Source organism: Martelella sp. AD-3, from assembly GCF_001578105.1.
Lineage (GTDB): Bacteria > Pseudomonadota > Alphaproteobacteria > Rhizobiales > Rhizobiaceae > Martelella.
This window is the reverse complement of record NZ_CP014275.1, coordinates 1792157-1817301: the sequence shown is the minus strand read 5'-3', so window position 1 is coordinate 1817301 and position 25145 is coordinate 1792157. Positions and strand designations below refer to the sequence as shown.

General features: G+C 62.6%; 19 protein-coding genes. 6 read left to right on the top strand and 13 right to left on the bottom strand.

Features of this window, described 5'->3' with window-relative positions; translation table 11 throughout:
* Window positions 1-262: 262 nt before the first annotated feature.
* Window positions 263-2617 carry an SIR2 family protein gene (locus AZF01_RS08405; protein WP_024707043.1) on the bottom strand — a complete coding sequence of 785 codons (2355 nt, stop codon included), beginning with the start codon at window positions 2615-2617 and terminating at the stop codon, window positions 263-265.
* Window positions 2618-2925: 308 nt separating this feature from the next.
* Window positions 2926-5526, bottom strand: a complete 2601-nt coding sequence (gene cckA, locus AZF01_RS08400; RefSeq protein WP_024707042.1) for a cell cycle histidine kinase CckA — start codon at window positions 5524-5526, stop codon at window positions 2926-2928.
* 361 nt (window positions 5527-5887) lie between these two features.
* Here cckA and AZF01_RS08395 point away from each other — a divergent pair, with 361 nt between their 5' ends.
* A complete protein-coding gene (locus tag AZF01_RS08395) occupies window positions 5888-6250 on the top strand; it encodes a flagellar biosynthetic protein FliO (protein ID WP_371260677.1) in 363 nt (120 codons plus the stop codon).
* A gap of 141 nt (window positions 6251-6391) precedes the next feature.
* On the opposite strand, the gene dksA is transcribed toward AZF01_RS08395, so the two are convergent.
* A complete protein-coding gene (gene dksA, locus AZF01_RS08390) occupies window positions 6392-6811 on the bottom strand; it encodes an RNA polymerase-binding protein DksA (protein WP_024707040.1) in 420 nt (139 codons plus the stop codon).
* 58 nt (window positions 6812-6869) lie between these two features.
* A complete protein-coding gene (locus tag AZF01_RS23910) occupies window positions 6870-7220 on the bottom strand; it encodes a hypothetical protein (protein ID WP_152534462.1) in 351 nt (116 codons plus the stop codon).
* On the opposite strand from AZF01_RS23910, the gene AZF01_RS08385 reads away from it, so the two are divergent.
* The 4 genes from AZF01_RS08385 to AZF01_RS08370 all read left to right on the top strand — a co-directional run bounded on the left by AZF01_RS08385 (window position 7220) and on the right by AZF01_RS08370 (window position 11022).
* Window positions 7220-7738: a histidine phosphatase family protein gene (locus AZF01_RS08385; protein WP_024707039.1), complete on the top strand. Its 519-nt coding sequence runs from the start codon at window positions 7220-7222 to the stop codon at window positions 7736-7738. The two genes, AZF01_RS23910 and AZF01_RS08385, sit on opposite strands and share 1 nt — an antisense overlap.
* A gap of 82 nt (window positions 7739-7820) precedes the next feature.
* Window positions 7821-9296, top strand: a complete 1476-nt coding sequence (locus tag AZF01_RS08380) for a YcjX family protein (RefSeq protein WP_024707038.1) — start codon at window positions 7821-7823, stop codon at window positions 9294-9296.
* Window positions 9293-10360, top strand: coding sequence for a YcjF family protein (locus AZF01_RS08375; RefSeq protein WP_024707037.1), 1068 nt, complete (start codon window positions 9293-9295; stop codon window positions 10358-10360). The genes AZF01_RS08380 and AZF01_RS08375 overlap by 4 nt, the downstream gene beginning before the upstream one ends.
* A 113-nt stretch (window positions 10361-10473) precedes the next feature.
* Window positions 10474-11022: a hypothetical protein gene (locus AZF01_RS08370; protein WP_024707036.1), complete on the top strand. Its 549-nt coding sequence runs from the start codon at window positions 10474-10476 to the stop codon at window positions 11020-11022.
* 20 nt (window positions 11023-11042) lie between these two features.
* Here AZF01_RS08370 and folK read toward each other — a convergent pair whose 3' ends face one another.
* From folK to AZF01_RS08350, 4 genes are all read right to left on the bottom strand, one after another.
* Window positions 11043-11555 (bottom strand): 2-amino-4-hydroxy-6-hydroxymethyldihydropteridine diphosphokinase, encoded by a 513-nt coding sequence (folK, locus tag AZF01_RS08365; RefSeq protein ID WP_024707035.1) that lies wholly within the window; start codon window positions 11553-11555, stop codon window positions 11043-11045.
* The gene (gene folB / locus AZF01_RS08360) at window positions 11545-11916 is read right to left on the bottom strand and encodes a dihydroneopterin aldolase (protein ID WP_024707034.1); all 372 of its coding nucleotides are present in this window, start codon (window positions 11914-11916) and stop codon (window positions 11545-11547) included. The genes folK and folB overlap by 11 nt, the downstream gene beginning before the upstream one ends.
* A complete protein-coding gene (gene folP, locus AZF01_RS08355) occupies window positions 11913-12785 on the bottom strand; it encodes a dihydropteroate synthase (RefSeq protein ID WP_024707033.1) in 873 nt (290 codons plus the stop codon). Before folP ends, folB begins: the two co-directional genes overlap by 4 nt.
* A gap of 70 nt (window positions 12786-12855) precedes the next feature.
* On the bottom strand, window positions 12856-13176 hold the full coding sequence (locus AZF01_RS08350; RefSeq protein WP_061449870.1) for a 2Fe-2S iron-sulfur cluster-binding protein: 321 nt from the start codon (window positions 13174-13176) through the stop codon (window positions 12856-12858).
* Between the two features lie 530 nt (window positions 13177-13706).
* On the opposite strand from AZF01_RS08350, the gene AZF01_RS08345 reads away from it, so the two are divergent.
* Window positions 13707-19943, top strand: coding sequence for a hypothetical protein (locus AZF01_RS08345; RefSeq protein WP_024709408.1), 6237 nt, complete (start codon window positions 13707-13709; stop codon window positions 19941-19943).
* A 296-nt stretch (window positions 19944-20239) separates the two neighbouring features.
* Here the strand turns inward: AZF01_RS08345 and AZF01_RS08340 are convergent, their stop codons facing one another.
* The 5 genes from AZF01_RS08340 to AZF01_RS08320 form a co-directional block, all read right to left on the bottom strand.
* Window positions 20240-21250 carry a branched-chain amino acid ABC transporter permease gene (locus AZF01_RS08340; protein WP_024709407.1) on the bottom strand — a complete coding sequence of 337 codons (1011 nt, stop codon included), beginning with the start codon at window positions 21248-21250 and terminating at the stop codon, window positions 20240-20242.
* A 9-nt stretch (window positions 21251-21259) separates the two neighbouring features.
* A complete protein-coding gene (locus AZF01_RS08335) occupies window positions 21260-22120 on the bottom strand; it encodes a branched-chain amino acid ABC transporter permease (RefSeq protein ID WP_024709406.1) in 861 nt (286 codons plus the stop codon).
* Window positions 22120-22842: an ABC transporter ATP-binding protein gene (locus AZF01_RS08330; RefSeq protein ID WP_024709405.1), complete on the bottom strand. Its 723-nt coding sequence runs from the start codon at window positions 22840-22842 to the stop codon at window positions 22120-22122. The genes AZF01_RS08335 and AZF01_RS08330 overlap by 1 nt, the downstream gene beginning before the upstream one ends.
* A complete protein-coding gene (locus AZF01_RS08325) occupies window positions 22826-23560 on the bottom strand; it encodes an ABC transporter ATP-binding protein (RefSeq protein WP_024709404.1) in 735 nt (244 codons plus the stop codon). Before AZF01_RS08325 ends, AZF01_RS08330 begins: the two co-directional genes overlap by 17 nt.
* Window positions 23561-23717: 157 nt before the next feature.
* The gene (locus AZF01_RS08320; RefSeq protein ID WP_036237923.1) at window positions 23718-24995 is read right to left on the bottom strand and encodes an ABC transporter substrate-binding protein; all 1278 of its coding nucleotides are present in this window, start codon (window positions 24993-24995) and stop codon (window positions 23718-23720) included.
* Window positions 24996-25145: the final 150 nt, after the last annotated feature.

Genomic DNA, 25145 nt, shown 5'->3' with positions numbered 1-25145 from the left:
CCAAGCGAAACGACAGGGGCCGGCCTGAGGGTCGGCCTTTGTTTTGTCCTCTCTGACGCCGGAGTGACTTGACTCGAGAAAGACGCAGGAAGGATCGATCATTCACGTCTGATAGGGAATTCTACGAAGGCGTTAATCTCTCCCTGCAGCTTTTATTCAAGACAAAATTGGGCGCAAATGTACCGACCCAGTGAAAATCTGCTCATGCCACAAGGGAGAATGAGTATGACGATGAACGGCCTTCGTGCCAAACACGCAACGCTCAGCGGGTAAGCAAGGAGACCGCAGCTTGAAGCTTCCGACGGATAAGCTCCGAACCCGAATATACCTGCTCGTCGATGGATAGTTCACCAAGCGAATTCGAAACGCGATTCAACTGAAAAACAAGTGCTACTTTCTCAGATTGCGTCAGCACCTTCGAACGCATCTCCACGAAGGCAGGGATTTCCCCGATCACTTCGATCGCATAATATCGATGACTCTGATCTGCAATCATGTCCGACACCGTTTCAATGGCTTTGACAATGTCGTCGAGACCTTCGACGGAGCTGTCTTGATTTTCGATTTCCTGTAAAAGGTATATGCTCAATGCTTGGGTATCGAGTTGAAAAGTCTTAAAACCTTCAATTTTCGAAGCCCTATCGTAACCAGTGTCGAGGAACATTCGTGCATTGCGTATATCACCTGAATTTTTCATAAAAATTGAATACTGAAGCCAAAACAAAGGCTCGTCGTTGACAGCCTTGTCCCTCGACAGCCGCACAAAATGCTGATCAAGCTCCGTGTCTGACGCTGGACGAAACTTGAGGAAACGCTGCAACGTAGAAAACTTCATCAGCTCTCCAGCAAGTCGGCGGTGCGCTCGATCATACCGCCTCCGCGTGGAGGTAGTAGCGATCCGGTAGCATCCGTCCAATACATCCTTGAGAGAAAAGATGCGCTGAATTAAAAACTCAGACAACAGCGCCGAGCGCATCTCGACTTTGTCATCGCGAACATCCAAAAGGTCGTTTACAACTCCTTGCGCTCCCCGCAACTCCAAGTACACGTCTCGCCCTACAACTTCTTGGATATAGTCATCATCCATCTCGACGCCCGTCCACTTAATCAGCGCTGCCAGCACCATGATCTCATTAGGCTCAGGGGCAAGACCGTCAACAACCGTGCTGATCTTCTGCCTGATTTCATAATGATTGTAGAGCTGCGTGACGATATCGCGAATCTCTTGCGCTGACCGAACGACTTCATCGAGATCCTCAACGTGGGCTCCGGCTCGACGAAGAATGCCGAGAAGCTGCTCTCGATCTCTATCATCGAAGATATTGAGATTTACGCGCTTGATCGTCGGTGGGAGGCGCTGCGCAATCTCGTGAAACCGCACCTCTTGTTGGCCTGTTCTTACGGTCACGATGAACTTCGCATTCGGAGCGCCAGCGGCAACGCGTTCGATATTCTCGATAGCGGCATCATAGTCGTCGAAAATCACGAGAGCGCGATTGTGCCCTGCGATAACTTCGAGATCCTGAGCTAGATTACGACCCGCACGCCGCCAAAGCAGGCAAGCATAGCCATACTGTTTGGTCGCTTCAGACGCCAAGATAGACGTAAAAATAGTCTTCCCGTTGCCGAGCTTAGAGTGCACTAAAACTGTTTTTGAATCCTTAAGAAACTCAAGTGCAACTTCCACCGACCTTTGTCTTGATGCGACGTAACTTGAATAATCTCTAGTATTGAAAAACCGATTTTGGCTGAAAGTTCCAAAGCTTACCAGATTTATTACCTCTACCGGTGTCGGGTCTGCGATTGCTTTTTTATCTAGACCCGGATGAAGATATTTAAACGACTGCAATACATCTAAATTCTGCGGTCGATCAGGCTTTGGCAGTGTCTTAGAAAGTTCGGAGAACTTTTCAAACCCGATCGGAATAATCTCGCCGTAATCTGAAGCACGCCTGACGAAGCTAGGCTTCGGGTCTGCACGGGTTACAAAAAAGGTCCGTTTAACAGACTCCTCTCCGGCGGACATTAAGCCAGCAATGTGGTGGTCGCTGAGGCTGAACCCCATGAAGTAACACGCCGCGAACGTTCGTCGATCGCTTTTAAACTCATCAAACCAGGCAGGGTATTGATGCGCAATGACATCATACGAGCGGCTATTGAGGATCAACTGACCGGCTGCGTTGTCTTCATTTGCTCTACGAATTGAACCATGAAGATGTACAGCAAATGCCGGCGGCAATTTACGCGGTCGCGGTTCCTCGAACGTAAATATCGGGAAATTTGGCCCTTTTACAACGTTCACTAGATCATCGTAGTTCGTTGTATAAATTCTTGCCCAAGGAAGCGACAAGATTTCACGCTGGTAGTCAAGTACCTTTGATATAGTAAAGGTTTCGTACAAGAGCTCGAATAAGCTGAGGTCCGACCTACTTAAAAACTCATCGGCTGCAGCTTTGAGATCCAATTCTTTAGGATCTTCCTCGAGCTCATCTGCCAGTCGTTCTAAGAGAGGGTCTCCCGCTGGAACCGGACTCCTAGCGATGTTCGTCGCGTTGGCCGAAAAACCAGAACCCAAGAAGAGCGTTGAGTTTTCAGGATCGAGTATCTCTAACGGCACAACGACCTCCAGCAGACATGATATGGGATAGTTTTACATATTGCAGGTAATGACAACTGCGAAACTTAATTTTTCCACCATGTTCCTATTTGTGCAAGTTGCTTTATTTACTTGTAGCGCGACTGCGGAAGACCATGATCGTAGTTTGTGGTCCAAGCGCAGCAGGCCCAACCGACCAAATGGCCGCTTTCGTTAGGACGTTTCAAAAGCTTAAGCAGCGGCATTGGCGGCGCAAAGCAGTCGTCAAAGGGTCGCCCCATACGAAAAGGCTTGAGCCGCCCTAATCCCTGAAAGCTCCCCCAAAAACCTCACCCCTCCCGCAGCATCTCCCACACGGCCGCCACAAGCTGCTTCAGATTATACGGCTTCGGGAGAAACCCGAATTTGGCGTCGTCCGGCAGGTTTTTCGCAAAGGCGTCGTCGGCATAGCCGGAGACGAAGATGAATTTCAGGTCCGGATATTGCTTGCGCGCCTCGCGCAGCAGGGTCGGCCCGTCCATTTCCGGCATGACCACGTCGGAGACGACGATGTCGACCGCGCCTTCCAGCTTTTCCAGGATCTTCAGGGCATGCACGCCGGTATCGGCCTCGTGCACGGTGAAGCCGCGCATTTCCAGCATGCGCTTGCCCGAGCGGCGCACCGCATCCTCGTCTTCCACCAAGAGCACCACGGCGGACTGGCCGGTGAGGTCCATATCCTCCTCGCGCGGCGCCTCGTTGTCGCTCTCATTGCCCTCGGAGAAGGCCGAGGCGATCGGCTGGCCCTTGTGGTCCTTCGGCGCCTCGACCGTCTCCTCGGTTCCCACACGCACATGGCGCGGCAGGAGGATGATGAAACGCGTGCCCTTGCCGACCTCGGAGACGGCATTGAGGAAACCGCCCGACTGGGTGACGATGCCATAAACCATGGCAAGGCCGAGCCCGGTGCCCTTGCCCACGTCCTTGGTGGTGAAGAAGGGTTCGAAGATCTTGTCGAGCACTTCCGGCGGAATGCCCGTGCCGGTATCGGCCACCTCGATTTCCACGTAATCGCGCTCCGGCACCTCGCGCAGGCCAAGGCCTGCGACCTCGCCGGCGGCGATATTGCGGGTGCTGATCGTCAGCGTGCCGCCATCGGGCATCGCGTCGCGGGCATTGACGCACAGATTGGTGATCACCTGGCCGAACTGGCCGGGATCGGTCCGGACCGGCCACAGATCACGGGCGAAATCGGTCGTCAGCCGGATATCCGATCCGCCGGTCAGCCGCTCGATCATCATCCGGTTGTCGCCGATGACGTCATTGAGATCGACCACTTCCGGCCGCATGGTCTGCTGGCGCGAGAAGGCGAGCAATTGCCGCACCAGGCCCGAGGCGCGGTTGGCATTGCGCTTGATCTCGACCAGATCGGCGAATTCCGGGTCGGAAGCCCGCGACTGCAGAAGCAGATGGTCGGCCGAGAGAAGAATGGCCGTCAGCACATTGTTGAAATCATGGGCAATTCCGCCGGCAAGCGTGGCGACGGCGTTGAGCTTCTGCGTGCGCGCCATCTGCGCCTCGAGCGCCTTCTGCTCGCTGATCTCGATGACATAGACAAGGGCGACGGCATCCGGCCCGCAATCACGCGCGGCATGGACGAAGACCCGGAAATGGCGGGCATCATCGCTTGCGTGGCGCATCTCGAAGGGGGCGATCTCGCCCTGCCCGTCGGCGGCTGCGGCCAGCGCGTCTCGCGCCTTCTGCCGGTCGCCCTCCTCGATCAGCCCGCCGATGCGCGCGCCCCGGCCAACATCCTCGCGCTTCAGGAGGTCGCTGAACATGGCGAGGAAACGCGCATTGGTGGTCAACAGGCGACCGTCGCGATCAAGCGTCGCGATCGCCATCGGCGTGTCGTCAAAGAAGCGGCCCTGTCCGCCAAGGCCCGTTTCGGCGTCCCTGCCTTCCTCGCGCTTCAGCACCACGGTGCGGCTTTCGGCCGGGTGGCCGTCGCGGCCTCCGGTCATGTCATGCAGCAAGGTCACCGGCATATGGCGCCCCGACGGCAGACGCAGCGAGGCCTCGACCGTCTCGCTCAACCGCTGCCCCGGCTCGGCCTCAAGCGTGTCGAGAAGGGTCATGCCCTCGCCGCCGATCACATCGGCAAGACGCACCGTCCCGGCGACGAAACCCGCCAGGTCGATGCCGAGCCAGCCGGCGAGCGTGGCGTTCAGATAGCGGATCTTGCCTTCGCCATCTGATGTCAGAAAGCCGACCGGCGCATGATCCAGATAATCAATTACCTTCTGCAACTCCTTGAAATAGCGTTCCTGTTCCTGCCTCTCCTCGGTAATGTCGGAGATCTGCCAGATGTTGAAATTGCGGGTGTGGGCGCGGCTGTCGGTCACCGGAAAGAACCGGGCGCCGAGGCGGTACCAGCGCGCCTCCCCCTTGCCCGAAAGCGGGTGCGCCAGGCGGAACTCCTCCTGGTCGTCGTCACCGCCGCGCACCGACTGCGTCAGCCTGTAGAGCACTTCGGAGCTCTCCGGCTCCTCCGACAGCAGGGCCTCGAGACTGGGCGGCAGGCCGCCATCCGTCGCGCCTGTCAGCCGGCCATAGGCCGCATTGGCGTAGACCATGCGGTCACGGTGGTCGGTAATGACAACGGCCTGGGGGAACTGATCCAGAAACGGACCGGCAAAGCTGTTCTGCCGGGCGCCGGGAAAGAGCTGGGCCAGGCCGGTCAGCACGGCAAGGCCGAAAAACACGCCGAGAACCGCGAAGAGCCCGAGGATCGCCAGCAGGATATCCTCCGGCAGATAGCCGCGATACTGATAGCCGATCGTGACGATCACCGCCAGAATGAGCAGAACCAGCGCAAGCTTGGCGACAACGCCGGAGCCGGGCCCTCGCCTGATGACGGGCTTGGCAGCCTTTTCGCTCTGTCGATCCATTGCAACCTCATCATCTGCGCTCTGCGGCGGGCACCATCAAAAGCGCATAGTCTTCGCATCTGTTGTCCCGCGGACCGGGAGCCGCCCCGTCCGCCCGTCAAACCCTGCCCGAACACGGCAAGCTTCAGCCATTCTGGCGCGTGACGATAGGCTGAAATGCTTAATTTTGGGTATTGGGCCGGCAAAACGGCGGAGCAGGTCGCACGTCGCTTCAGTTTCCGCCTTGAAGGCGCCGGCCAAAACGTTGATATTCCGGTCACACCGCGCATGAAACCATTGCGCGAAACGCCACGCCCGGCCACACTTCTGGTCGGGCCCTTTTTGAAGAAGCCCGCAGGGTGAAAGACATATGATGGGAAACATGACCTTCAGCAACGCCATTTTCGATTTCCCGCTTCTGTCGCTGGGCGTCATCGTGCTGGCCGTTCTGGCGATCTGGTTCCTGCTGCGCCACAGGCCGCCATCCCCCTTCATCAAGGGCGGCAAGAACAGAAGGCCGCGGCTCTATGTCGTGGATGCCGCAGCCGTCGATGCCCGCAGGCGCGTGGTGCTGGTGCGGCGCGACAATGTCGAACATCTGGTGATGATCGGCGGACCCAACGATATCCTGCTCGAAACCCGGATCCCGGCCCCCATCGGCACGCGCCACAAGCCCGAAACGGCTCAGCCGCCGGCAAAGAGCGAACAGCAGAAGCCGTCCGACGGCGAGCGCGACAGCGCGTGATTCGCAAACGGCAAGCCGTTGATGACACGGCGCAGCCACAAAGGTCGCGACGCAAGACACCCGCGGCGCCTCATTTCGACAGTCGCAATACCAAACCAAAAGGCCGCGTCCTCATTGGACGCGGCCTTTTGGTGTGTTCTGCTATTCGTCGCGATAGACTTTCTCGCGTCGCTCGTGGCGTTCCTGCGCCTCGATCGACAAGGTCGCGATCGGCCGCGCATCCAACCGCTTCAGGCCAATCGGCTCGCCGGTCTCCTCGCAATAGCCGTAGGTCCCGTCGTCGATCCGCCGCAATGCCGCATCGATCTTGGAAATCAGCTTGCGCTGACGGTCTCTCGCCCGCAATTCGATGGATCGGTCGGTTTCGGAAGAGGCCCGGTCTGCAAGGTCCGGATGATTGGCGCTTTCGGCGGCCAGGTTGTCGAGCGTTTCGCGGGCTTCCCGCAAAATGTCATTTCTCCAGGCGATCAGTTTCGCCCGAAAATAGGCCCGCTGGTTGGGATTCATGAACTCTTCGTTATCGGAGAGAACATAGCTACTAAGATCAATGTTCTTGTTCAAAGCCATTCTCCTGAACAACACCCCACGGGCGCTGTATATCCCAAACAAACCTGATTATTCAAGTCTCTGCTGTAAATTTGAGCAGCACAATAAATGTTGAAAAAATAGGCCTGTTTTCTGGTTTTTCTGCGCGAAAAGAAGGCAACTGCCATAAAACATTCATCGAAGGCCGGCAACGCCCGGTTTTATGCGGCACACGGCCGATTCGCGCATTCGCCGGCGCCTGCCTTGCCCGGATTGCGGCCGGACGACCTGCCGCGCCGTTGCAAAATGGGCTGCGTCCGGCAATAAAAAAAGCAGGCGGGCTTGCCGGAATTTCGTGATAAGGACATGTTCGAACCCGCTGATCCGCCGGAAACGGCGGATTCCGCACCGCCGAAACCGCTTCATGCCGCTTCGAGATGAGCAATGTCGACGATCAGCCCTCACCCTGAACGGATCTATCTTTTCCGGCACGCGCAGGCCGTCTGGCCGGAACCGACCATGCGCGACTTCGAGCGCCCCCTGTCAAAGCGCGGCGTCGATGACGCCGCCGAAATCGCCCGCCGGATGAAGGCAGCGGGTTATGTGCCGGAGGTCATCCTTTCGTCATCCGCGATGCGCTGCCGCCAGACCGCCGATGCGGCCTATCGCGCGCTTGATCGCATTCCCTCCTGCCGGTTCATCGATGATTTCTATCAGGCCGCGCCGGTCACCTATATCGAGGCGATTTCCGACCACGCCGACCGCCAGTCCGTGCTGATCTGCGGGCATAATCCCGGGATCGAGGAAACGCTTCTGATGCTCGTGGGCTACGAGGCCTTCAACGCCACCTGCCCCTATGGCTTTCCCACCGCCGGCATCGCCGTGCTCGACCATGCCGGCGCGCAGCAAGAGGCCGGCGACGGAGCGCCCGAATGGAAGGTCACGGCTTTCCTGGCGCCGTGAACGAGCCGGCGGCATCCTGCCTTTCAACCCGGCCCGGCCCTGCCTATATTGCGGTCAGAACCGGAAAAGGAAGCCGATCTTCATGCCGATCCACACGTCGCTTGGCGACAATGCCCGCATAACGCTCGACACGATTTCCGATCGCGCATCCGATCTCATCCAGCCGACGCTGCGCCTGGGCGTCACCGGACTTTCGCGCGCGGGCAAGACCGTGTTCATCGCCTCGCTCGTCCACAATCTTCTCCATCGCGGGAGATTGCCGATGTTCGAGGCCATGCGTTCGGGCCGGCTTTCGAATGTCGGTCTCGACGAACAGCCGGACGACCAAATTCCGCGCTTCGACTATGAGAGCCATATCGACCGGTTGGTGGATGACAGGATCTGGCCGGAATCAACCCGTGCGATCTCCGAATTGCGGCTGACCATCGAATTCGAAAGTGCCAGCCGCTGGAATCGCATGTTCTCGCGCGGCAGGATCGCCGTCGATATCGTCGACTACCCCGGCGAATGGCTGCTCGACCTGCCGCTTCTCGGACAGGATTTTCGCACTTTCTCGGCCGAAACCGAAGCCCGCGCGCAAAGCGGCGCACGCGCGGCGCTTGCCCGTGACTGGCTGGAGACCTGCAACGGTCTCGACTATGACGCGCCGGCAGACGAAAAAACGGTCAGGGCCCTGCATGAGACCTTCACGACCTATCTGACGGCATGCCGGGCCGACGAGCACTCTCTTTCCACGCTGCCACCCGGCCGGTTCCTGATGCCGGGCGATCTCGAAGGCTCGCCGGCGCTGACCTTCGCGCCGCTTGCCGGTCTTGGCGAGGGCACGCCGAAACGCGGTTCGCTCGCCGCCCTGATGGAGCGCCGTTACGAGGCCTACAAGTCCGTGGTCGTCAAGCCCTTCTTCCGCAATCACTTCGCCCGCCTTGACCGGCAGATCGTGCTGGTCGACACGCTTCAGGCGCTGAGCCGCGGCCCGGAAGCGGTCGCCGACCTGGAACGCGCGCTCTCCGAAGTCCTCGCCTGTTTCCGGCCGGGCCGCAATAGCTGGCTCTCCTCTCTGGTGCGGCGGCGCATCGACCGGGTTCTGATCGCCGCGACCAAGGCCGATCACCTGCATCACGAAAGCCATGACCGGCTTGAAAAGCTGACGCGTCGCCTCGTCGACGATGCGGCAAAGACGATCGGCGCGTCGGGCGCCGGCATCGAGGTGATGGCGCTCGCCTCCGTGCGAGCCACCCGCGAGGCAACGGTCGAAAGCGGCGAAAGCGTCTTGCCGGTGATCGTCGGAACGCCGATGGAAGGTGAGAAGATTGGCTCGGAAACCTTTGATGGAAAACGGAAAACGGCGATCTTTCCCGGCGACCTTCCGGCCAATCCGGATGCCTTTTTCCGGCTGTTGCGGCGCGGCGGCAAGGCGCCGGACAATCTGGCGGATATCAACGCCGTGCGCTTCCGTCCGCCCGAGATCGACATCGAGGGCCAGGAGGGGCCGCTTTCGATCCCGCATATCCGCCTCGACCGCGCCCTGCAGTTCCTTCTGGGAGACCGGCTGGCATGACACCCAATGATCCGCGCAAACCCGCAGTCTTCGACATTGAGGAAGAAGCGCGCGAGGCCGAAAACGCCCAAAGGCGAAAACCCCGCCATTTCGACGATCCCGACGTGAAGATGACGCCCGATGAGGAAGACCCCTTCCTGCGGGATGCGGAAACCATTGCCGCCGAAGAAGACGAGCCGCCGGTCGCGACCATGAAGAAGCGTGGCTTCTCCTTTTCGAAACTGGCCGCTGCCGCCTTCGGCATCGTGCTGTCGCTGGCAATCGGTCTCTGGATCGACGATCTGGTGCGCAGCCTGTTCGCTCGCGCCCCATGGCTAGGCTGGATCGCGCTTGGCGCCGTCATCGTCGGCGTTCTTGCCGCGATCGTGGTCGCGACGCGGGAGGCGATTGCGATCCTGAGGCTCGGCGCGATCCAGACCATCAAGCTGCGTCTCGCCGAGGCCCATGCCGGCCGCGACGCGGAAGCCGCCCGCAAGGCCGTGGGCGAGCTGGCATCGCTTGTCGCCGGCAAGGCCGAAACCGCCCGCGGGCGAAAGCGCCTCGGCGAACTCGACGAGACGATCATCGATGCCCCGCAATTGGTGGAATTTGCCGAGCGCGAGATGATGGCGCCGCTCGACATCAAGGCCCGCGCGCTGATCCTCAACGCTTCCAAGCGCGTCTCCGTGGTCACAGCCATCAGCCCGCGCGCGGCGGTCGATATTCTCTATGTCTTCTACGAATCGATCCGCCTGATCCGCAACATGGCCGAGCTTTACGGCAGCCGTCCGGGCTCGATCGGGCTCTTCCGGCTGATCCGCGACGTGCTCGCGCACCTCGCCGTCACCGGTTCGATCGCCGTCGGCGACAGCCTCGTGCAGCAAGTGCTCGGCCACGGGCTCGCCTCCAGGCTCTCCGCCCGGTTCGGCGAGGGCATGATCAACGGGCTGATGACGGCGCGGATCGGCATCGCCGCCATGGATCTCTGCCGCCCGATGCCGTTCACCGCCCTCAAGCGGCCGGGGATCGGCGATTTCATCAACGATCTCGGCCCCGGCGAAAAGCGCGACCTTTCCACTCCCTGACCGCCCATCCACCCGCATTGCGGGCAGAAAAACCAAAGCTTAACGTTTCCCCTTCATGCTTGCCGCTCAACCGAAACCAGACCTGCCACGCGCAGTTGCCCGGAAGCGCCAAGATGACACGACGGCCAGCACGCCTGTTCAGTTCCGCGATGATCGCCGCAGCCCTCGTTGCGGCCCTGCCCGCAAACGCCGCCGCGGAAAGCCCCGACAGCGCCTTCTTCCGCCAGGTCGCGGGCAAATGGTCGGGGCCAGGCAAGATCGTCGAGGGCAAGATGAAGGGCACCCGCTTCCGCTGCGAACTCGACGGGCTTCCGATCGAAGGCGACAGGGACGGCTTCAAGCTTGACGGCAAATGTCGCGCGGGTCTGTTCTCTCATCCGATGACCGCCGTGTTCATCCGTGAGGAAGACGGCTATCGCGGCCGCTTTCTCGATGGCGAAGACGGCGACGGCCTGGAGGTGACCGGCGGCTCGGTCGAAGGCGGCAAGGCGGTGATCGAACTCAGGCGCGAAGATGTCGAGGGCGCGCTGGTCACCAGCCTGACCGGACCCGAGGACCTGAATATCACCCTCCTGATCAAGGGCGGCACCCGCTATGTGCCGGTCATCGGCCTGTCGCTGAAACGCCAGACGGACCCGCTTTCGGTCGGATCGATTGACTGATATCGATTGACTGACAGGACCTAGCCTTTCCACCAGTTCCCGTTATCGCTGACGGGATCGATGCCGTCCGTGTCCGCCCTGTCGCGCCAGCCGGAGACCGTGCGCCCATCCACGACGAGGTCCGGCGCGATCTCTGAAAGCGGAACGAGCACGAAGCCGCGCTCTGTCATGCGCGGATGGGGAACGGTGAGAAGATCGCTTTCCCGCGCGAGATCGCCGAAGGTGAGGATGTCGATATCGATCAGGCGCGGTCCCCAGCGCCTGTCGCGCACCCGTTTCAGCCGTTTCTCGATATCGAGGCAGAAGCGCATCAGGTCTTCCGGCGCGCGTGCCGTTTCGATCAGGGCGCAGCAATTGATGAAAGGCGGCTGTTCGACAGGCCCCCAGGGCGGCGTGCGGTAGAGGCGCGAGACCGCGACGACCCGGGTTTGAGTGTCTGCGTCAAGCACAGCCAGAGCCCGGGCCATGGTTTTGGCCGGCTCGCCGAGATTGCCGCCGAGGCCGAGCGCGGCGCGAACCCTCTCATTCGACATCGTAGGCGACCTTGGCCTCGGCATGATCGAGAAGGCCGGGAACCGGCGCGGCGGGTTTGCGCACCGTCACTTCGATCCGCCTGATCGCATCATAGTGGCGCGAAACCGAAACGGCGATCGCATGCGCCAGCGCCTCGATCAGCTTGAAACGGCGGCCGGTGACGACATCCTTGGTGATGCGGTAGACCTCGCCGTAATCGACGGCCTTGGAGAAATCGTCATGCAGCACCGCCGCCTCGTCCTCGATATGCATGACGATATCGACGTAGAAACGCTGGCCGAGCCGCTCCTCCTCCTCCATCACCCCGTGGGTGGAAAAGAAGGCGCAGTTTTTCAGCGTGATGACATAGCGGCCGTTCATGATGGGTCTCCGGTGTGGCGCGCGATCATGGCATCGGCGAATGCAAGCGCTGCGCGGTTGGCGCCGACATTGTGAACACGAAAGATCGCGCCGCCGGCAAGGCGGGCGATCGCTGTGGTCGATGCGGTTGCAAAATCGCGGGCAGGATTGTCGTCGGCTCCGCCGATTGCCGCGACGAAGCGCTTGCGCGAGGTGCCGATCAGGATCGGCAGATCGAACCCGTGCAACGCATCGAGATGCGCCATGATCGCCAGATTGTCCGCGACATCCTTGCCGAAACCGAATCCCGGGTCGATGACCAGCTGGCTGTCGTCAATGCCCGCTGCGCGCGCCGCTGCGAGCGCCTTATCGAGGAAAAAGAGCTGGTCGGCGACGGGGTCGGCAAGCGTTTCGCGGTTCCGGCTCGTATGCATCAGGCAGTAGCCCGCGCCGGTCTCGGCGACGATCCTCAATATCTCCGGTTCGGCCGTGCCGCCGCTCACGTCATTAATGATGTGGGCGCCGGCGGCGACCGCCAGACGCGCGGTCCCGGAGCGATAGGTGTCTATGGAGATCAGCGCCCCGGTCTTTTCCGCCAATGCTTCGATCACCGGCAGAACCCGCGACTGCTCCTCGCCGGCTGAAACCGGGGCGGCGCCGGGCCGGGTCGATTCCCCGCCGATATCGAGAATGGCCGCGCCCTCCTCGACCGCCTGCAGTGCGTGGTCGACGGCAGAAGCCGTATCGGCAAACTGTCCGCCATCGGAGAAGGAATCAGGCGTCACATTGACGATCGCCATCAGCACGCCGATGGGTCCAAGCGCAAGCGTGCGGCCATTGGCGCAGGACAGCGTGCGCGGCCTGAAACAGGTCGTCGGGGCTTGCATCATGGCCCTACCCTCTTTGCGTGCTGACCGATGGGTCTCTTCGGCGGCGCGAGCGGCCACCCGGCCACCCGTTTCAGCCCTGTTCGTCGGGCACGCGCACCGTCAGTCCGTCGAACTCCGGACGCATGTTGATCTGACAGGACAACCGGGAATTGGCACGCAGGTCGACGGCGAAATCCAGCATGTCCTCTTCCATCGGCTCGGGCTCGCCGACCTTCTCGAACCATTCCTCATCGACATAGACGTGGCAAGTCGCGCAGGCGCAGGCCCCGCCGCATTCCGCCACGATGCCCGGCACGCCGTTGCGCACCGCGTTTTCCATCACGGTCGAGCCTTCCTCCACCTCGAGATCGTAAACGGTGTCATCATTGCCGATGATTTTCAGTTTCAGCATGTCATGGACCTTAATGTTCAAAGCGCCGGGCGGCATCGGGGATTGACCGGTTCTTCCCTCATTCCGCGCGAACAGTCAATATTTGCGACCGACGTGACGATCCGGATGGCAAAAGGCGCCCTGGAAAGAAAAGTTCATTATGTGGAAAGCCTCAGAAAAGGCGCATTATGGTTAATATTTGCTAAATGACGGAATTTGATCGCTTTTTGCAGCTCCTTCCGGCCGCATTTCAGCACCGGATCGCGTTGCGTCCGGATCCGGTCCGCCGGATGATGTTGTGCGGCTTTTGTGAATATGCGATTGAAAACGGGGGTAATCCCTTGAAATAGAAGACATTTGCCTGTCTTCCACCGCCCATCGCCTCAAGCGGGGGCCGCAGCGGCAAGGCAAATGAAGGCTGTTTCGAACCTGTGTGCCGGCCATCTGCCCAGTTCGGGCCAGACTGAACCGGTTTTGAAGTTTCAGGGCTTTTCGGACCCGTCGGCTCAAGACGGACGTCCGGAACGGCCCGCGTGTCACGAGGCGTATCCATGGCGAAACAATCAGGCGGCACTTCGCTCGACGATCAGGCACTCCACGCGCTGGAGGATGCCCTGTCATCCGATTCGTCGGAACAGAAGGCTGATGGCGAAGCGCCGCGCGAACAGGAAGCGCCGCAGCGAAAGGAAAGCGTGTTCGGACGGCAGGCCGCAAAGAGCGCGCGCGCCGAGGAAGAACGCGCCAACGCCCCCCGGCCGAAATCGCCCGCCTTCCGCCCCGCCAACGATCCCGGCATGCTGTCGACGCAGCGCGTGCTGAAGGCCTTCGAGCGCCGCTCGACCGTCAAGGCGCTGCGCACGTCCACGATCATGTCCGCCGGCTGGCTGGCGCTCGGCGTCACCGGAACGCTGGTCGCCTTCGGCAGCCGCATCTTCAACGCCACCTCCTTCGCCGACATCCTGAGCATTGACGGCATCGGTCTCGCCGCGGCGCTCACCGTCGCCCCAATCTTCGTCTTCTATGCTTTCAACATCATGCTGGCGCGCGCGCGCGACATGCAGGAGGCCGCCCGCTCGATGGCCGAGGTGGCGCTTCGCCTGTCCGATCCGGACGAGAATGCTGCCCAGCAGGTGCGCAGCGTCAGCCAGGCCGTTCGCCGCGAAGTCTACGCCATGAACGAAGGCATCGAGCGCACCATCGCCCGCGCCTCCGAGCTTGAAAACCTTGTCCATTCCGAGGTCAATGCGCTGGAGCGCAGCTATGCCGACAACGAGATGCGCATCCGCAACCTCGTGCAGGAGTTGACTGCCGAACGCGAGGCCGTGGTCAGCCACGCCGCCCGCCTCAGGACCTCGATCCTTGGCACCAACGACCAGCTCAAGGACCAGATCGGCACGGTCATGGATGACCTCACCCGCAAGGTGAGCACGGCCGGCAACGGGGTTGCCGAAATGCTCGAGACCCGGGCCGCCGTGATCAACGAGAACACCGCCCGCGCCGTCGCCTCGATCGGCGACCTGCTTGAGGACCGCTCGAGCGCGCTCAGGAGCGAGTTCGATCGAAACTATGGCGCGCTTTCCGATCTGTTTGACAAACGCTTCACCGATCTCTCACAGCGCTTCGACGAACGCGGCCGCACGCTGATCGACGATTTCACCGCCAGCGCCAGCGCGCTCAACACGGAGACCGAACAGTTGACTTCCGCGCTTTCCGAACGCGGCGGTCAGTTGGAAACGCTTCTCGGCGAACGCACGCAGACCCTGCGCGCCGTTGCCGAAGAGAGCGAGACCGCGATGAACGCCGCGCTGGAGCGGGTCGTCGGCGGTCTGTCGACGACGCTCAGCGAAAGCCAGGTCCGCTTCAACCGGCAGATCAGCGAGACTGATGCCGAGATCGCCCGTCAGGTCGATGAACGCACGCAATATGTCGACCAGCGCCTCGAGGCCACGATCTCCCGCCTCGGGACCGATCTCGACAGCCGGCTCGATGCCTTCACCAGCGCCTTCGAGGAAAGCGGCAGCGCCATGGAAGGCCGGATCGACACGACGCTCGGACGTTTCAACGAGATCGTCTCCGAAGGCCGCTCGAGCATCGATACGATGCTGTCCCATGCCTCCGACAGGCTTCAGGAACAGATGACCGATCACACGCTGTCGCTGGCGACGACGCTGTCGACCAGCACCGAAATGCTCGACCAGACGCTCAAGACCAACGTCAAGGAGATCAGCGAAACCATCGGGGCGGATCACGGCAGGCTCGAGCAGGTCTTCTCCGACGCTTCGCAACGGCTGGAAGAAAAGCTCACCCGCTTCAGCCAGCAGATCACCGGCGGCGAGGCCAATATCAGCGCAACGCTCGACGATGCCGGCGAAAGGCTCGGCGAGCGCATGAACGACCAGGCGATCATGCTCGCCACCACGCTTTCGACCAGCGAGGAAGCGTTTGCGATGTCGCTCGAAGGCCATACCGCCCGCATCGAGGAGCGGATGCGCGAGGGTAACGAGCGCCTGAGCGGCACGCTCGCGGGCGCATCGGACCGGATCGACAGCCAGCTTGCCCGGTTCAACGAGCGCATCGGCAATGGCGAAAACGGGATTGCCGCGGTTCTCGACAATGCCTCGGAGCGTCTGCAGGAGCGGATGAACGACCATGCGGCCGGCCTGGCCGCGACGCTGTCGATCAGCGAGGAAACCTTCGGCGAGAGCCTCGGCGCCCATACCGAAAAGCTGCAAACGGTCCTGCGCGACGGCCAGGAGCAGCTCGACGGCTCGCTTTCCGGCGCCTCCGAACGTCTCGAGGCCGAGCTTCAGCGGTTCAACGCCCAGGTCAACGACGGCGCGTCCGGTATCGGCGCGACGCTTTCGGCAGCCACCGCACAGCTCGGAGAGCAGATGAGCGAGCAGTCCATCATGCTCGCCACCACGCTTTCGGCGGCGGAAGAGACCTTCGCCCAGACGATCGATTCCAGGACGGCAAGGCTTGGGGAGACGCTCGAAAACGGCCAGGGCCGGCTCGACCGCGCGCTTGGCGAAGCAACCGGTCATCTCGACCGCCAGCTGGGACAGTTCACCGAGCGCCTCGGCAGCGGCGAGGCCGGCATCACTGCCGCCCTTTCGGGCGCGAGCGAACGGATCGAGACGCAGATTTCCGAGAAATCTGATCTGCTTTCCCTCAGGCTCTCTTCCGCGCAGGCAGCCCTTGAGGAAACGTTCGACGCGCATGAGCGCCGCATGAGCGACACGAGCGAGAAGAACCGGGAGCGGGTCGCGGAAACGCTGGACAAAACCGGTCAGCGCCTTGAGGCCGCCGTCAGCGGCGCGGCCGACAGGCTCGAGGCCGGCTTGAGCCGCCGCGAGGAAAGCATCACTGCCGCCCTTTCCGGCGCGAGCGAGCGACTGGACGAGCGCCTTTCCGACCATGCCATGATGCTGGCGGCGACGCTGTCGACCAGCGAGGAAAGCCTCGGCCAGACGATCGATTCCTCGACCACGCGTCTCTCCGAAACGCTCCTAGAAGGCCAGACGCGCCTGACGGGCGCCTATCGCGATGTCGCAACCAGCCTTCAGGAAACGGTCGACACCCAGGCCAGGGCGCTCGACGGCCGGATTTCCGAGATCGACGACCGCATCACCAGAACCTTTGCCGAGCGCGAGGCCGGCATCCGCGGCGCCTATGAAGCCGGCCAGACGCGACTGGAAGACAGCCTGCGCGCTGGAACGGGCGCGCTCGAGAGCGCGATCGAGCAGGCGAGCACGGGCATTTCAGAGACGCTCTCCGACGGCACGACCAGCATCTCCGCCACGATTGCCGCCTCCTCCAGCCTGCTTGAGATGTCGCTGGAAGGCCGCGAGAACGCGTTGCGCGAAACGATCGACAAGGCCGGCATGGCGCTTGAGGACCGGCTGCGCGGTTCCGCCGGCGCGATTGCCGAGAAGGTCTCCACCGCGGCAGGCCTGATCACCCGCTCGGCCGAGACCATGACAGGCCGGGTCGAATCCTCCTTCGGCGCGCTAGGCGAAAGTCTCGACAGGCACGGTCAGAGCGTGGAGGCCGGTGCCATCCGCATCGAAGGCCTCGTCGACGAGGCCGGACGCCGGCTCGACAAGGCGCTGAACGACCATGCAAGCGCCATCGAGAATACCGGCAGCGCTGTCGAAAACCGCCTCTCTTCCTCGCTGTCCGGGCATGCCGAACGTCTGGCCGAGACCGGCGAGACGACCCGCAACCGGCTGGAAACGACCTTTGCCGAGCAGAGCACCGGCTTCGAACGGGCGACGCAGGAGGCAGCCGACCGTCTGGCCTCGTCCGCGGATGCCGTTCACACCCGCATCAACGACGCGCTTGCCGAAAACACGGCGCGGCTCGAGCAGGCCGGCGAACGCGTTGCCGGCAGCCTCAACGAAACGATGCTGACCCACGAAAACGCCTTTATGCTGGCCGGCTCGCAGATCGACGAACGTCTCGCCGGCACGCTGGACGAAAAGGCGCGCGTGATCGAGACCGCGAGCGGCGCCGCCGTCGAGCGGCTGGGCGAGACCCTCGACGCCCGCCGCAGCGCCATTGCTGCGACCCTCGAGCAAGGCCAGGCAAACATCGAGAGCCGCTTCTCCGGCCTTGAAAGCGCCCTCGACCAGGGCCTCGTCAGGATCAGCGACACAATGGACCGCCGCTCCGGCGAGCTTGCCGGACGCATCCGCGACACGGTCTCCGAAACCTCCGCCGACATGGAACGCAGCGCCGAGGACGCCCGCCTCAAGCTGGAACAGGCGGGACAGGGCTTTACCGAGCAGGTTGCGGGCGCCGTCGCCTCCGCGCGGCAGAGCATGGAGGGCTCGGCCCACGAAATCTTCGACCGCGCCCGTCAAATGCAGGCGGAACTCGCCAGTCAGGCAGCCCTTGCCGGCGAGCATGCGTCGGAAAACAGCACGCGAATTTCCGAGATCCTGTCGGCCACCAGCAGCCGGATCGACAACCAGATCGAGACGATCCGCCGGACGATGGGCGACGCCGAGCAATTGCTGGCCGAACGCGGCGAACGGCTGAACAGCGGCATTGCCGGCACGGCCGACATGCTGTCCGGTCAGCTCGAGGCATCCGAGAAATCGATGACCGAGCGGGCGCAGTCGCTGCGTGACAACCTCGGCGCCCAGATGAAGGCGCTGGAGGAAACGCTCGGCACGGTCGATCGCGTGTTGGCTGCGCGCGGCGACGCCGTCGGCAATGTGCTCGACGAACGCGCCCGCGACATGAATTCGATGCTTTCCGGACACACGAGCACGCTCAGCAGCCTGATCGAGGAGAAGGCCCGTCCGTTGATCGAGAGCTATGGCGAGACCGGCCGTCTTGCCGCCGAGCGGATCCACCAGGCTTCGCAGGAAGGCAGCCGCCAGCTGCGCGCCGACGGCAACGCGCTTGCCGGCAATGTCGAAGCGCTCGTCAGCCACCTCTCCCAGAGCCACCAGATGCTCGCCGGTCTGGTCGACGAGGCCGCCGCTCGCCTCTCTTCCGCCGACGAGCAGCTGGCTTCGACCGCCAACCGCATCAACGAGACCGCGGAACGTTCGTCCGCTTCGCTCGAGCAGTCCAGCAGCCTGCTTGGCGCCAAGGTCGACGCGCTCGACGGCAGCGCCGCCGGCGCTCTTGAAACGGTGCAGAGCCTGGTCGCGCAGATCGAAAGCCATGCCGGCGTGCTCGACCGCGCCTCGAACCTGATCGAGAGCGCGCAGTCGAACCTCGCCAGCACGCTTTCCGAACGCCAGGAGGCGCTTGGCCTCCTGTCACAGGGCCTCGCCGAGCGTTCGCAGGAGATCGAGAAGGGACTGAAGGGTGTCGCCGCAGCCGTGGCCGCCACGATGGAAAAGACGGGGCAGGATGCCGAGAGCATGTCGCAGCGGGTTGCCGAAACCATGCGCGGCTCGGTGGACGACGCCGCCCGCCGGTTCTCCGGCGCCACGCAGGAAATCGAGCGGATCTCCGCCGAAATCCGCGCCGAACTTGAAAACACGCGCGAGGCGGTCAAGCGCGGCATTCACGACATGCCCGAAGAGGCGCGCGAAAGCGCCAAGGCCATGCGCAAGGCCGTGGAAGACCAGATCCGCGCCCTTGAGGATATCTCGTCAATGATCGCGACATCGCGCTCGCAGGTTTCCGCGCCCGAAGCGCCGCGCCCGCAGCAGAAGACGGAAGAGCCGGTCGCCCGGCGGCCCTTCGCCAGCCCGCCCGCCGGTTCGCTGAGCGCGCCCAGCCTTTCGGCGGCAATGCCGAAACAGCAGCCTGCGCACGCGCCGCGCCAGCAGGCGGTGACGCGTACCGCCGGCAATGCGCCGGGCGGAGAAGGCTGGATCAGTGATCTTCTGAGGGCAGCCGCCCGCGAGGAAGCCGGCCAGCGCGAAAGCCAGCAGGCGCGCCCCGCGCAGTCAACGACCGGCGAGCGCAAGCCCAACCAGGTCGTCGATTCGCTGAACTCGCTGTCCGTCGATATCGCCCGCGCCATCGACCACGATGCCTCGGTCGAACTCTGGGGCCGCTACCAGCAGGGTGAAAGGGACGTCTTCACGCGCAGGCTCTACACGCTCAAGGGCCAGCGCACCTTTGACGAGATCAAGGCGAAATATGAGGGCGACCGCGAATTCAAGACCGCCGTCGACCGCTATATCGCCGATTTCGAGAAGCTGCTCTCCGACGTGATGCGCAAGAACCGCGACCGCGGCGCCGTCCAGTCCTACCTGACGTCGGACACCGGCAAGGTCTACACCATGCTCGCCCACGCGGCGGGTCGGCTGAAATAGGACCGGCTATCGAATTAACGATCAGGCTGAGGGGCGGTTGCGAAGACCGCCCTTTTGCTTGTCGACAAAGCCATTGCCACACTCCGGGTCATCCTCGGGCTTGACCCGAGGATCCAGACTACACGAAAAGCGGCCCTTCGCTTGTCAACATGACGCACGGCACACCGGCCGTGACCGTTGGCCTTGCCAGCAGAGCCTTGCCCCTTGACTCGAAGCCCCGGCGGCATAGTCCATTGAATTTCAGGAATAATATCGGGAACGTTTTAGCGGGCGGGCCAGATGCGCCGCCCGTTGCGCTAAAGCCTGCGCGAAACCGGCAGGACCGAGAGCGTGCCGAAGGTCGACCGGAGCGCGCCCCAGACGCCGCGCCGGTTGACCACCATCACCGCGATCGCGATCGCGCCCATGGCCATCAGATACCAGGCGCCCCAGTCGGCGGCGATCCAGCGCAAGAGGAAAAACAGTACCGTGCCGATGATCGGCCCCTCGATGGAGCCAAGCCCGCCGATGACGACGATGAAGATGACGAAGGCCGTCCATTCATTGACGCTGAAGGCGGCGTCCGGCGTGATTCTCAGCTTCTGCAGGAAAACGAAGGCGCCGGTCAGGCCCGTATAGAAGGCTACGAACACATAGACCATGAATTTGACCGCCTCGACGCGCACGCCGACGCTTTCCGCCGCCGGCGCGCTGTCGCGGATGGCCGTCAGCGCCAGACCCCAGCGCGAGCGCAACAGCCCCCAGACGGCGACAATGGAGACGACGCCGAGGCCGAAGGCGATGTAATACATGATCATTTCGCGGGCAAACCGGTCGGCCGAGAGCGAACGGACGATGGCAACCGGCAGCGAAATCCCCGAACCGCCGCCAAGCGCGCCGATCTGCGCCATGGTGAGCCGGAAGACCTCGGCGATCACCCAGGTGCCGATGGCGAAATAGGCGCCCTTCAGACGGAAGGCGACCCATCCCGTGGGAACCGCGATGACGGCGGTGGCCACCGCTGCGGCCGGAATGGCCACGAGCAGCGGCACGTTCAGGAACATGGCGAGCGCGAAGAACAGATAGCCGCCGAGCCCGACAAATGCCTGCTGGCCGACCGAGATCAGCCCAGTGTAACCGGCAAGCAGGTTCCACATCTGGGCAAGCGCCAGAAGGCTGAAGGCCTCCATCAGAAGCCGCAACCCCGCAGGCCCGGCCCAAAGCGGCGCGACGGCAAAGAGGACGAGCGCTGCGGCGAGAACCGTGCGCAGGCCGGGCGAGACGAAATCGCGCGGGACGGGCGGCGCGGTCGGAAGGGAAAGGGTCATCGGCTCACCTCACATTTTCGGAAACAGGCCGCGCGGCCGCACGACGAGAAGGGCGAGGAAGACGAGATGCCCCGCCAGGATCTGGTAGCCGGCGTCGATCTGGGCCCCCACCGTCTGGGCGATGCCGAGAATGATGCCGCCGGCCAGCGTGCCCCAGAGGCTGCCGAGACCGCCGATGATCACCGCCTCGAAGGCGAAGATCAGACGGACAGGTCCGGCCGACGGATCGAAATTCGTCTTCATCGCCAGAAAGATGCCGGCAACGCCGACGACAACGCTCGCCATCATCGTTGCCAGCGCAAAGATGTGGGCGTTTTTCGCCCCCATCAGCGGCACGATCTCCGGGTCATCGGAGGTGGCGCGCAGGAGCCTCCCGAGCGATGTGCGATAAAAGATGAACTGCAGGATGGCAATCACCGCCACGGCCGTCGCGAACATCAGGAGCGGCAGGTAACCGACGGCAAGCCCGCCGCCCAGCGACAGGCTGCCGGTGTCGAGCCCACCTGCGACAAGGCGCTGGCTGTCGGCGGAAAATATCTCCAGCAGCGCGTTCTGGATGATGATCGACATCCCGAAGGTCACGAGGATCGGCGGCAGGATATCCTTGCCCAGCATGCGGTTCAGGAGAACGCGCTGGTTGAGATAGCCGGCCGCGCCCAGAATGGCGAGAACCGCGACGGCGGCGATTGCCGGATGAATGGCCCAGCCGACGACGAAGGCCACCATGAGATAGGCCGCGGTGACGATGAAGTCGCCATGGGCAATGTTGATGAAGCGCATGACGCCGAACATCAGGCTGAGGCCGGCGGCAAAGAGCGCATAGAGGCCGCCGAGCAGGATGCCCTGCAGAACCGCGTTGACGAAAACCATCATGAAGCCTCCTTCAGATCGGACGCGCCGAAATAGGCGGCGGCGATTTCCTTGCGGGTGAGCGAGGCGGGTGTGCCGGTCAGCGTCACCCTGCCCTCCATCAGGCAATAGACCCGGTCGGCGACGGCAAGCGCCTGGCCGACATCCTGCTCGACGACGAGCACCGAGGCGCCAGAGGCGCGGATTTTCGGAAGGGCCTGATAGATGTCGCGGATGATCTTCGGCGACAAACCAAGGCTGATCTCGTCGCAGAGCAGCAATACGGGGTTCGACATCAGCGCCCGGCCGATCGCCACCATTTGTTGCTGCCCGCCGGAGAGCGCCGTGCCGGGATTCCGTCGCTTTTCAACGAGATCGGGAAACAGGTCATAGACCGCGTCGAGGTTCCATGCGCCTGACCGGCCGCCGGCAGCCCCGACCAGCAGGTTCTCCTCGACGGAAAGCGAAGGGAAAAGCCGCCTGCCCTCCGGCACCAGCGCCATGCCGGCGCGGTGGATGCGATCGGCCGGCCAGCCCGACACGGGCGCGCCGTTGAAGGAGAGCGTTTTTGCGCGCGACGGCACCAGGCCGGTCAGCGCCTTGAGGAAGGTGGATTTTCCCGCGCCATTGGCGCCGATCAGCGCCACGGCCTCGCCTTCGCCGACAGAGATATCGACGCCGAACAGCGCCTGGAAATCGCCGTAGAAGGCTTCGAGGCCTTCGGTTTCAAGCAGTTTCGTCATCGACGGCGATCCCCATGTAGATTTCCTGCACCAGCGGATCGGCCATGACGGCGGCAGGCTTGCCATCGGCGACGATGCGGCCGAAGTCGATGACGATCAGCCGCTCGACCACCGCCGTCAGCGCATGCACGACATGCTCGATCCAGATGATGGACACGCCCGAATCGCGGATGCCGCGGACCGTTTCGACAAGGTCATGGCACTCCGCCTCCGTCAGCCCGCCGGCGATCTCGTCGAGCAGCAGAAGCTTCGGCCCGGAGGCGAGCGCGCGGGCAAGCTCCAGCCGCTTGCGCTCCAGAAGCGTCAGGCTGCCGGCCGGCCGGTTGGCCTTGCCCATCAGCCCGGTGCGCTGCAGAATATCGGCGCATACCGCCTTGCCGCCGCTGCCGCCCGGCGCGCCGAAGGCGGCGGCCACCAGCAGGTTCTCGTAGACGCTCATGCCGGTGAAGGGGTGCGGGATCTGGAACGAGCGGGCAATGCCCATACGGCAGCGCTCGGCAGCGCTCCTGCGGGTGACATCGCGACCCTCGAAGAAGATCGCGCCCGACGACGGCGACAACGCGCCGCCGATCAGGTTGAACAGCGTCGATTTGCCGGCGCCGTTCGGACCGATAATGCCGAGCGCCTGGCCTTCCGGCAGGTCGAAGGAAACATTGTCGGCAACGGTCAGTGCGCCGAAACGCTTGTTGACGCCCGAAAGCGAAAGGATCGTCGTCATGAAAACTCTCCCGGCGGGGTCCGGGAAGGGCGCGCCCTCCCCGGACCGCACGCTTTGGAGCGCGGCGCGTCCATTAGGACGCACAAAGGACGCTCCATCGTGTTGAAACGACGCATCGTGCTTTCCGAAAATCAGACCCGATTTTCAAGCCGATGCGCTAGCCGATCGGCTTCATTGCGCCCGTGAGCGGGATTTCCGGATGGTCCTTGTTTTCGACGATCTCGAGAACCGGCTTGTCGCCGTCCATGTGCCACTGGCCGCCGACCAGCGGCGTCTTGGCGACATTGGGGACCGGCCCCTTGGAGAAATCGATCGGGCCGACGACGGAGTTATAATTGGTCGCCGCGATCGCTCTTGCGATCGAATCCGGATCGGAAATGTCCTCGGTGCGCTTCAGCGAATCGACCACAACCTCGAACAAAGCGTGCTTGAAGCCGAGCGGCATCGTCCAGGGATTGCCGGTCGCATCCTCGTAGGCCTTGGCAAGCTCGGCCGATGACTGGCCGGTGAAGCCGGAGGAGAAGGGATGATAAGGCGACCACCAGACTTCCACCGAAAGACCGTCGGCGCGCTGGCCGAGACCGGCGACGGCCTGCGGGAACTCGGTGGCCTTGGCAACGTTGACGACCTTCGGGGCGAAGCCCTGCTGGGCGGCCTGGGTCCAGAAGGTGGTGAAATCCGGCGGCACGACAACGCCGGTGACAATTTCCACGCCGGCATTTTTGAAGGCGGAAATCTGCGCGGAGAAATCGTCGGAGCCGGACTGGAAGCGGCCGGGATCGACAAGCGAATAGCCGCGCTTTTCCATGACCGGCGGGAAGCCCACCGTCTTGTCACTCCAGCCGTTGCCGTCCGGATCGTTCGGCCACAACGCGCCGACGACCTTGTTGGTCGGCACCTCGTCCCACATGTTGATGAAGGTCGAGATCACGTCCTCAAGACCCCAGAAGAAGTGGTAGGTGTACTGGAAGCCGACCTTCGGATCGCCTTGCCGGCCGAAGAAATGCGGCTGCCAGGGCGTGTCATTGGTCACGCAGGGCACGCCGTTCAGTTCGGCCTGGTCGGCCACCGGGTTGGTGGTGTCGGGCGTCGAGGCGGCGCAAAGAATGTCCACCTGGTCGCTGAAGATGAGGTCCTGGGCAACCGACGAGGCGCGGTTCGAGCTCGACTGGCTGTCCTTGACGATGATTTCGACCGGATGCTTCGTGCCGTTGATCATCAGCCCGTCGGCAAGTCCCCTGGAGAACTGCTCGATCGTGAAACGGTCCGGCTCGGCAAAGATGGCGAGCGGACCGGTTTCCGGCGAGACGAAACCGATCTTGATCGTCTTCGGCGCCGCGATCGCCGGCATGGCGAGCCCGCCGGTTGCGGCCAGCGTTCCGGCCACGCCCGTGGTCTTGATGAACGTCCTGCGCGTGATGAATTTTCTGGACATGGGGTTTCCTCCTCCTGAACGTCCTGTCGTGCATGAGCCCGCTTTTCGGCACAGCTTCGCCCGTTCCGCGCGCGACAGGCGTGCGCGGATCAAACGAAACCGGCTCGGAAAAGGTGTTTCCTCAAATGCGGCCGGCGACCTCCCGTTCGC

Coding starts and splice junctions, on each gene's coding strand:
- cckA (WP_024707042.1), bottom strand. CDS start 5,526: ATGGATCGACAGAGCGAAAAGGCTGCCAAGCCCGTCATCAGGCGAGGG.
- AZF01_RS08395 (WP_371260677.1), top strand. CDS start 5,888: ATGACCTTCAGCAACGCCATTTTCGATTTCCCGCTTCTGTCGCTGGGC.
- AZF01_RS08385 (WP_024707039.1), top strand. CDS start 7,220: ATGTCGACGATCAGCCCTCACCCTGAACGGATCTATCTTTTCCGGCAC.
- AZF01_RS08380 (WP_024707038.1), top strand. CDS start 7,821: ATGCCGATCCACACGTCGCTTGGCGACAATGCCCGCATAACGCTCGAC.
- AZF01_RS08375 (WP_024707037.1), top strand. CDS start 9,293: ATGACACCCAATGATCCGCGCAAACCCGCAGTCTTCGACATTGAGGAA.
- AZF01_RS08370 (WP_024707036.1), top strand. CDS start 10,474: ATGACACGACGGCCAGCACGCCTGTTCAGTTCCGCGATGATCGCCGCA.
- folK (WP_024707035.1), bottom strand. CDS start 11,555: ATGTCGAATGAGAGGGTTCGCGCCGCGCTCGGCCTCGGCGGCAATCTC.
- folB (WP_024707034.1), bottom strand. CDS start 11,916: ATGAACGGCCGCTATGTCATCACGCTGAAAAACTGCGCCTTCTTTTCC.
- folP (WP_024707033.1), bottom strand. CDS start 12,785: ATGATGCAAGCCCCGACGACCTGTTTCAGGCCGCGCACGCTGTCCTGC.
- AZF01_RS08350 (WP_061449870.1), bottom strand. CDS start 13,176: ATGCTGAAACTGAAAATCATCGGCAATGATGACACCGTTTACGATCTC.
- AZF01_RS08345 (WP_024709408.1), top strand. CDS start 13,707: ATGGCGAAACAATCAGGCGGCACTTCGCTCGACGATCAGGCACTCCAC.
- AZF01_RS08340 (WP_024709407.1), bottom strand. CDS start 21,250: ATGACCCTTTCCCTTCCGACCGCGCCGCCCGTCCCGCGCGATTTCGTC.
- AZF01_RS08335 (WP_024709406.1), bottom strand. CDS start 22,120: ATGGTTTTCGTCAACGCGGTTCTGCAGGGCATCCTGCTCGGCGGCCTC.
- AZF01_RS08330 (WP_024709405.1), bottom strand. CDS start 22,842: ATGACGAAACTGCTTGAAACCGAAGGCCTCGAAGCCTTCTACGGCGAT.
- AZF01_RS08325 (WP_024709404.1), bottom strand. CDS start 23,560: ATGACGACGATCCTTTCGCTTTCGGGCGTCAACAAGCGTTTCGGCGCA.
- AZF01_RS08320 (WP_036237923.1), bottom strand. CDS start 24,995: ATGTCCAGAAAATTCATCACGCGCAGGACGTTCATCAAGACCACGGGC.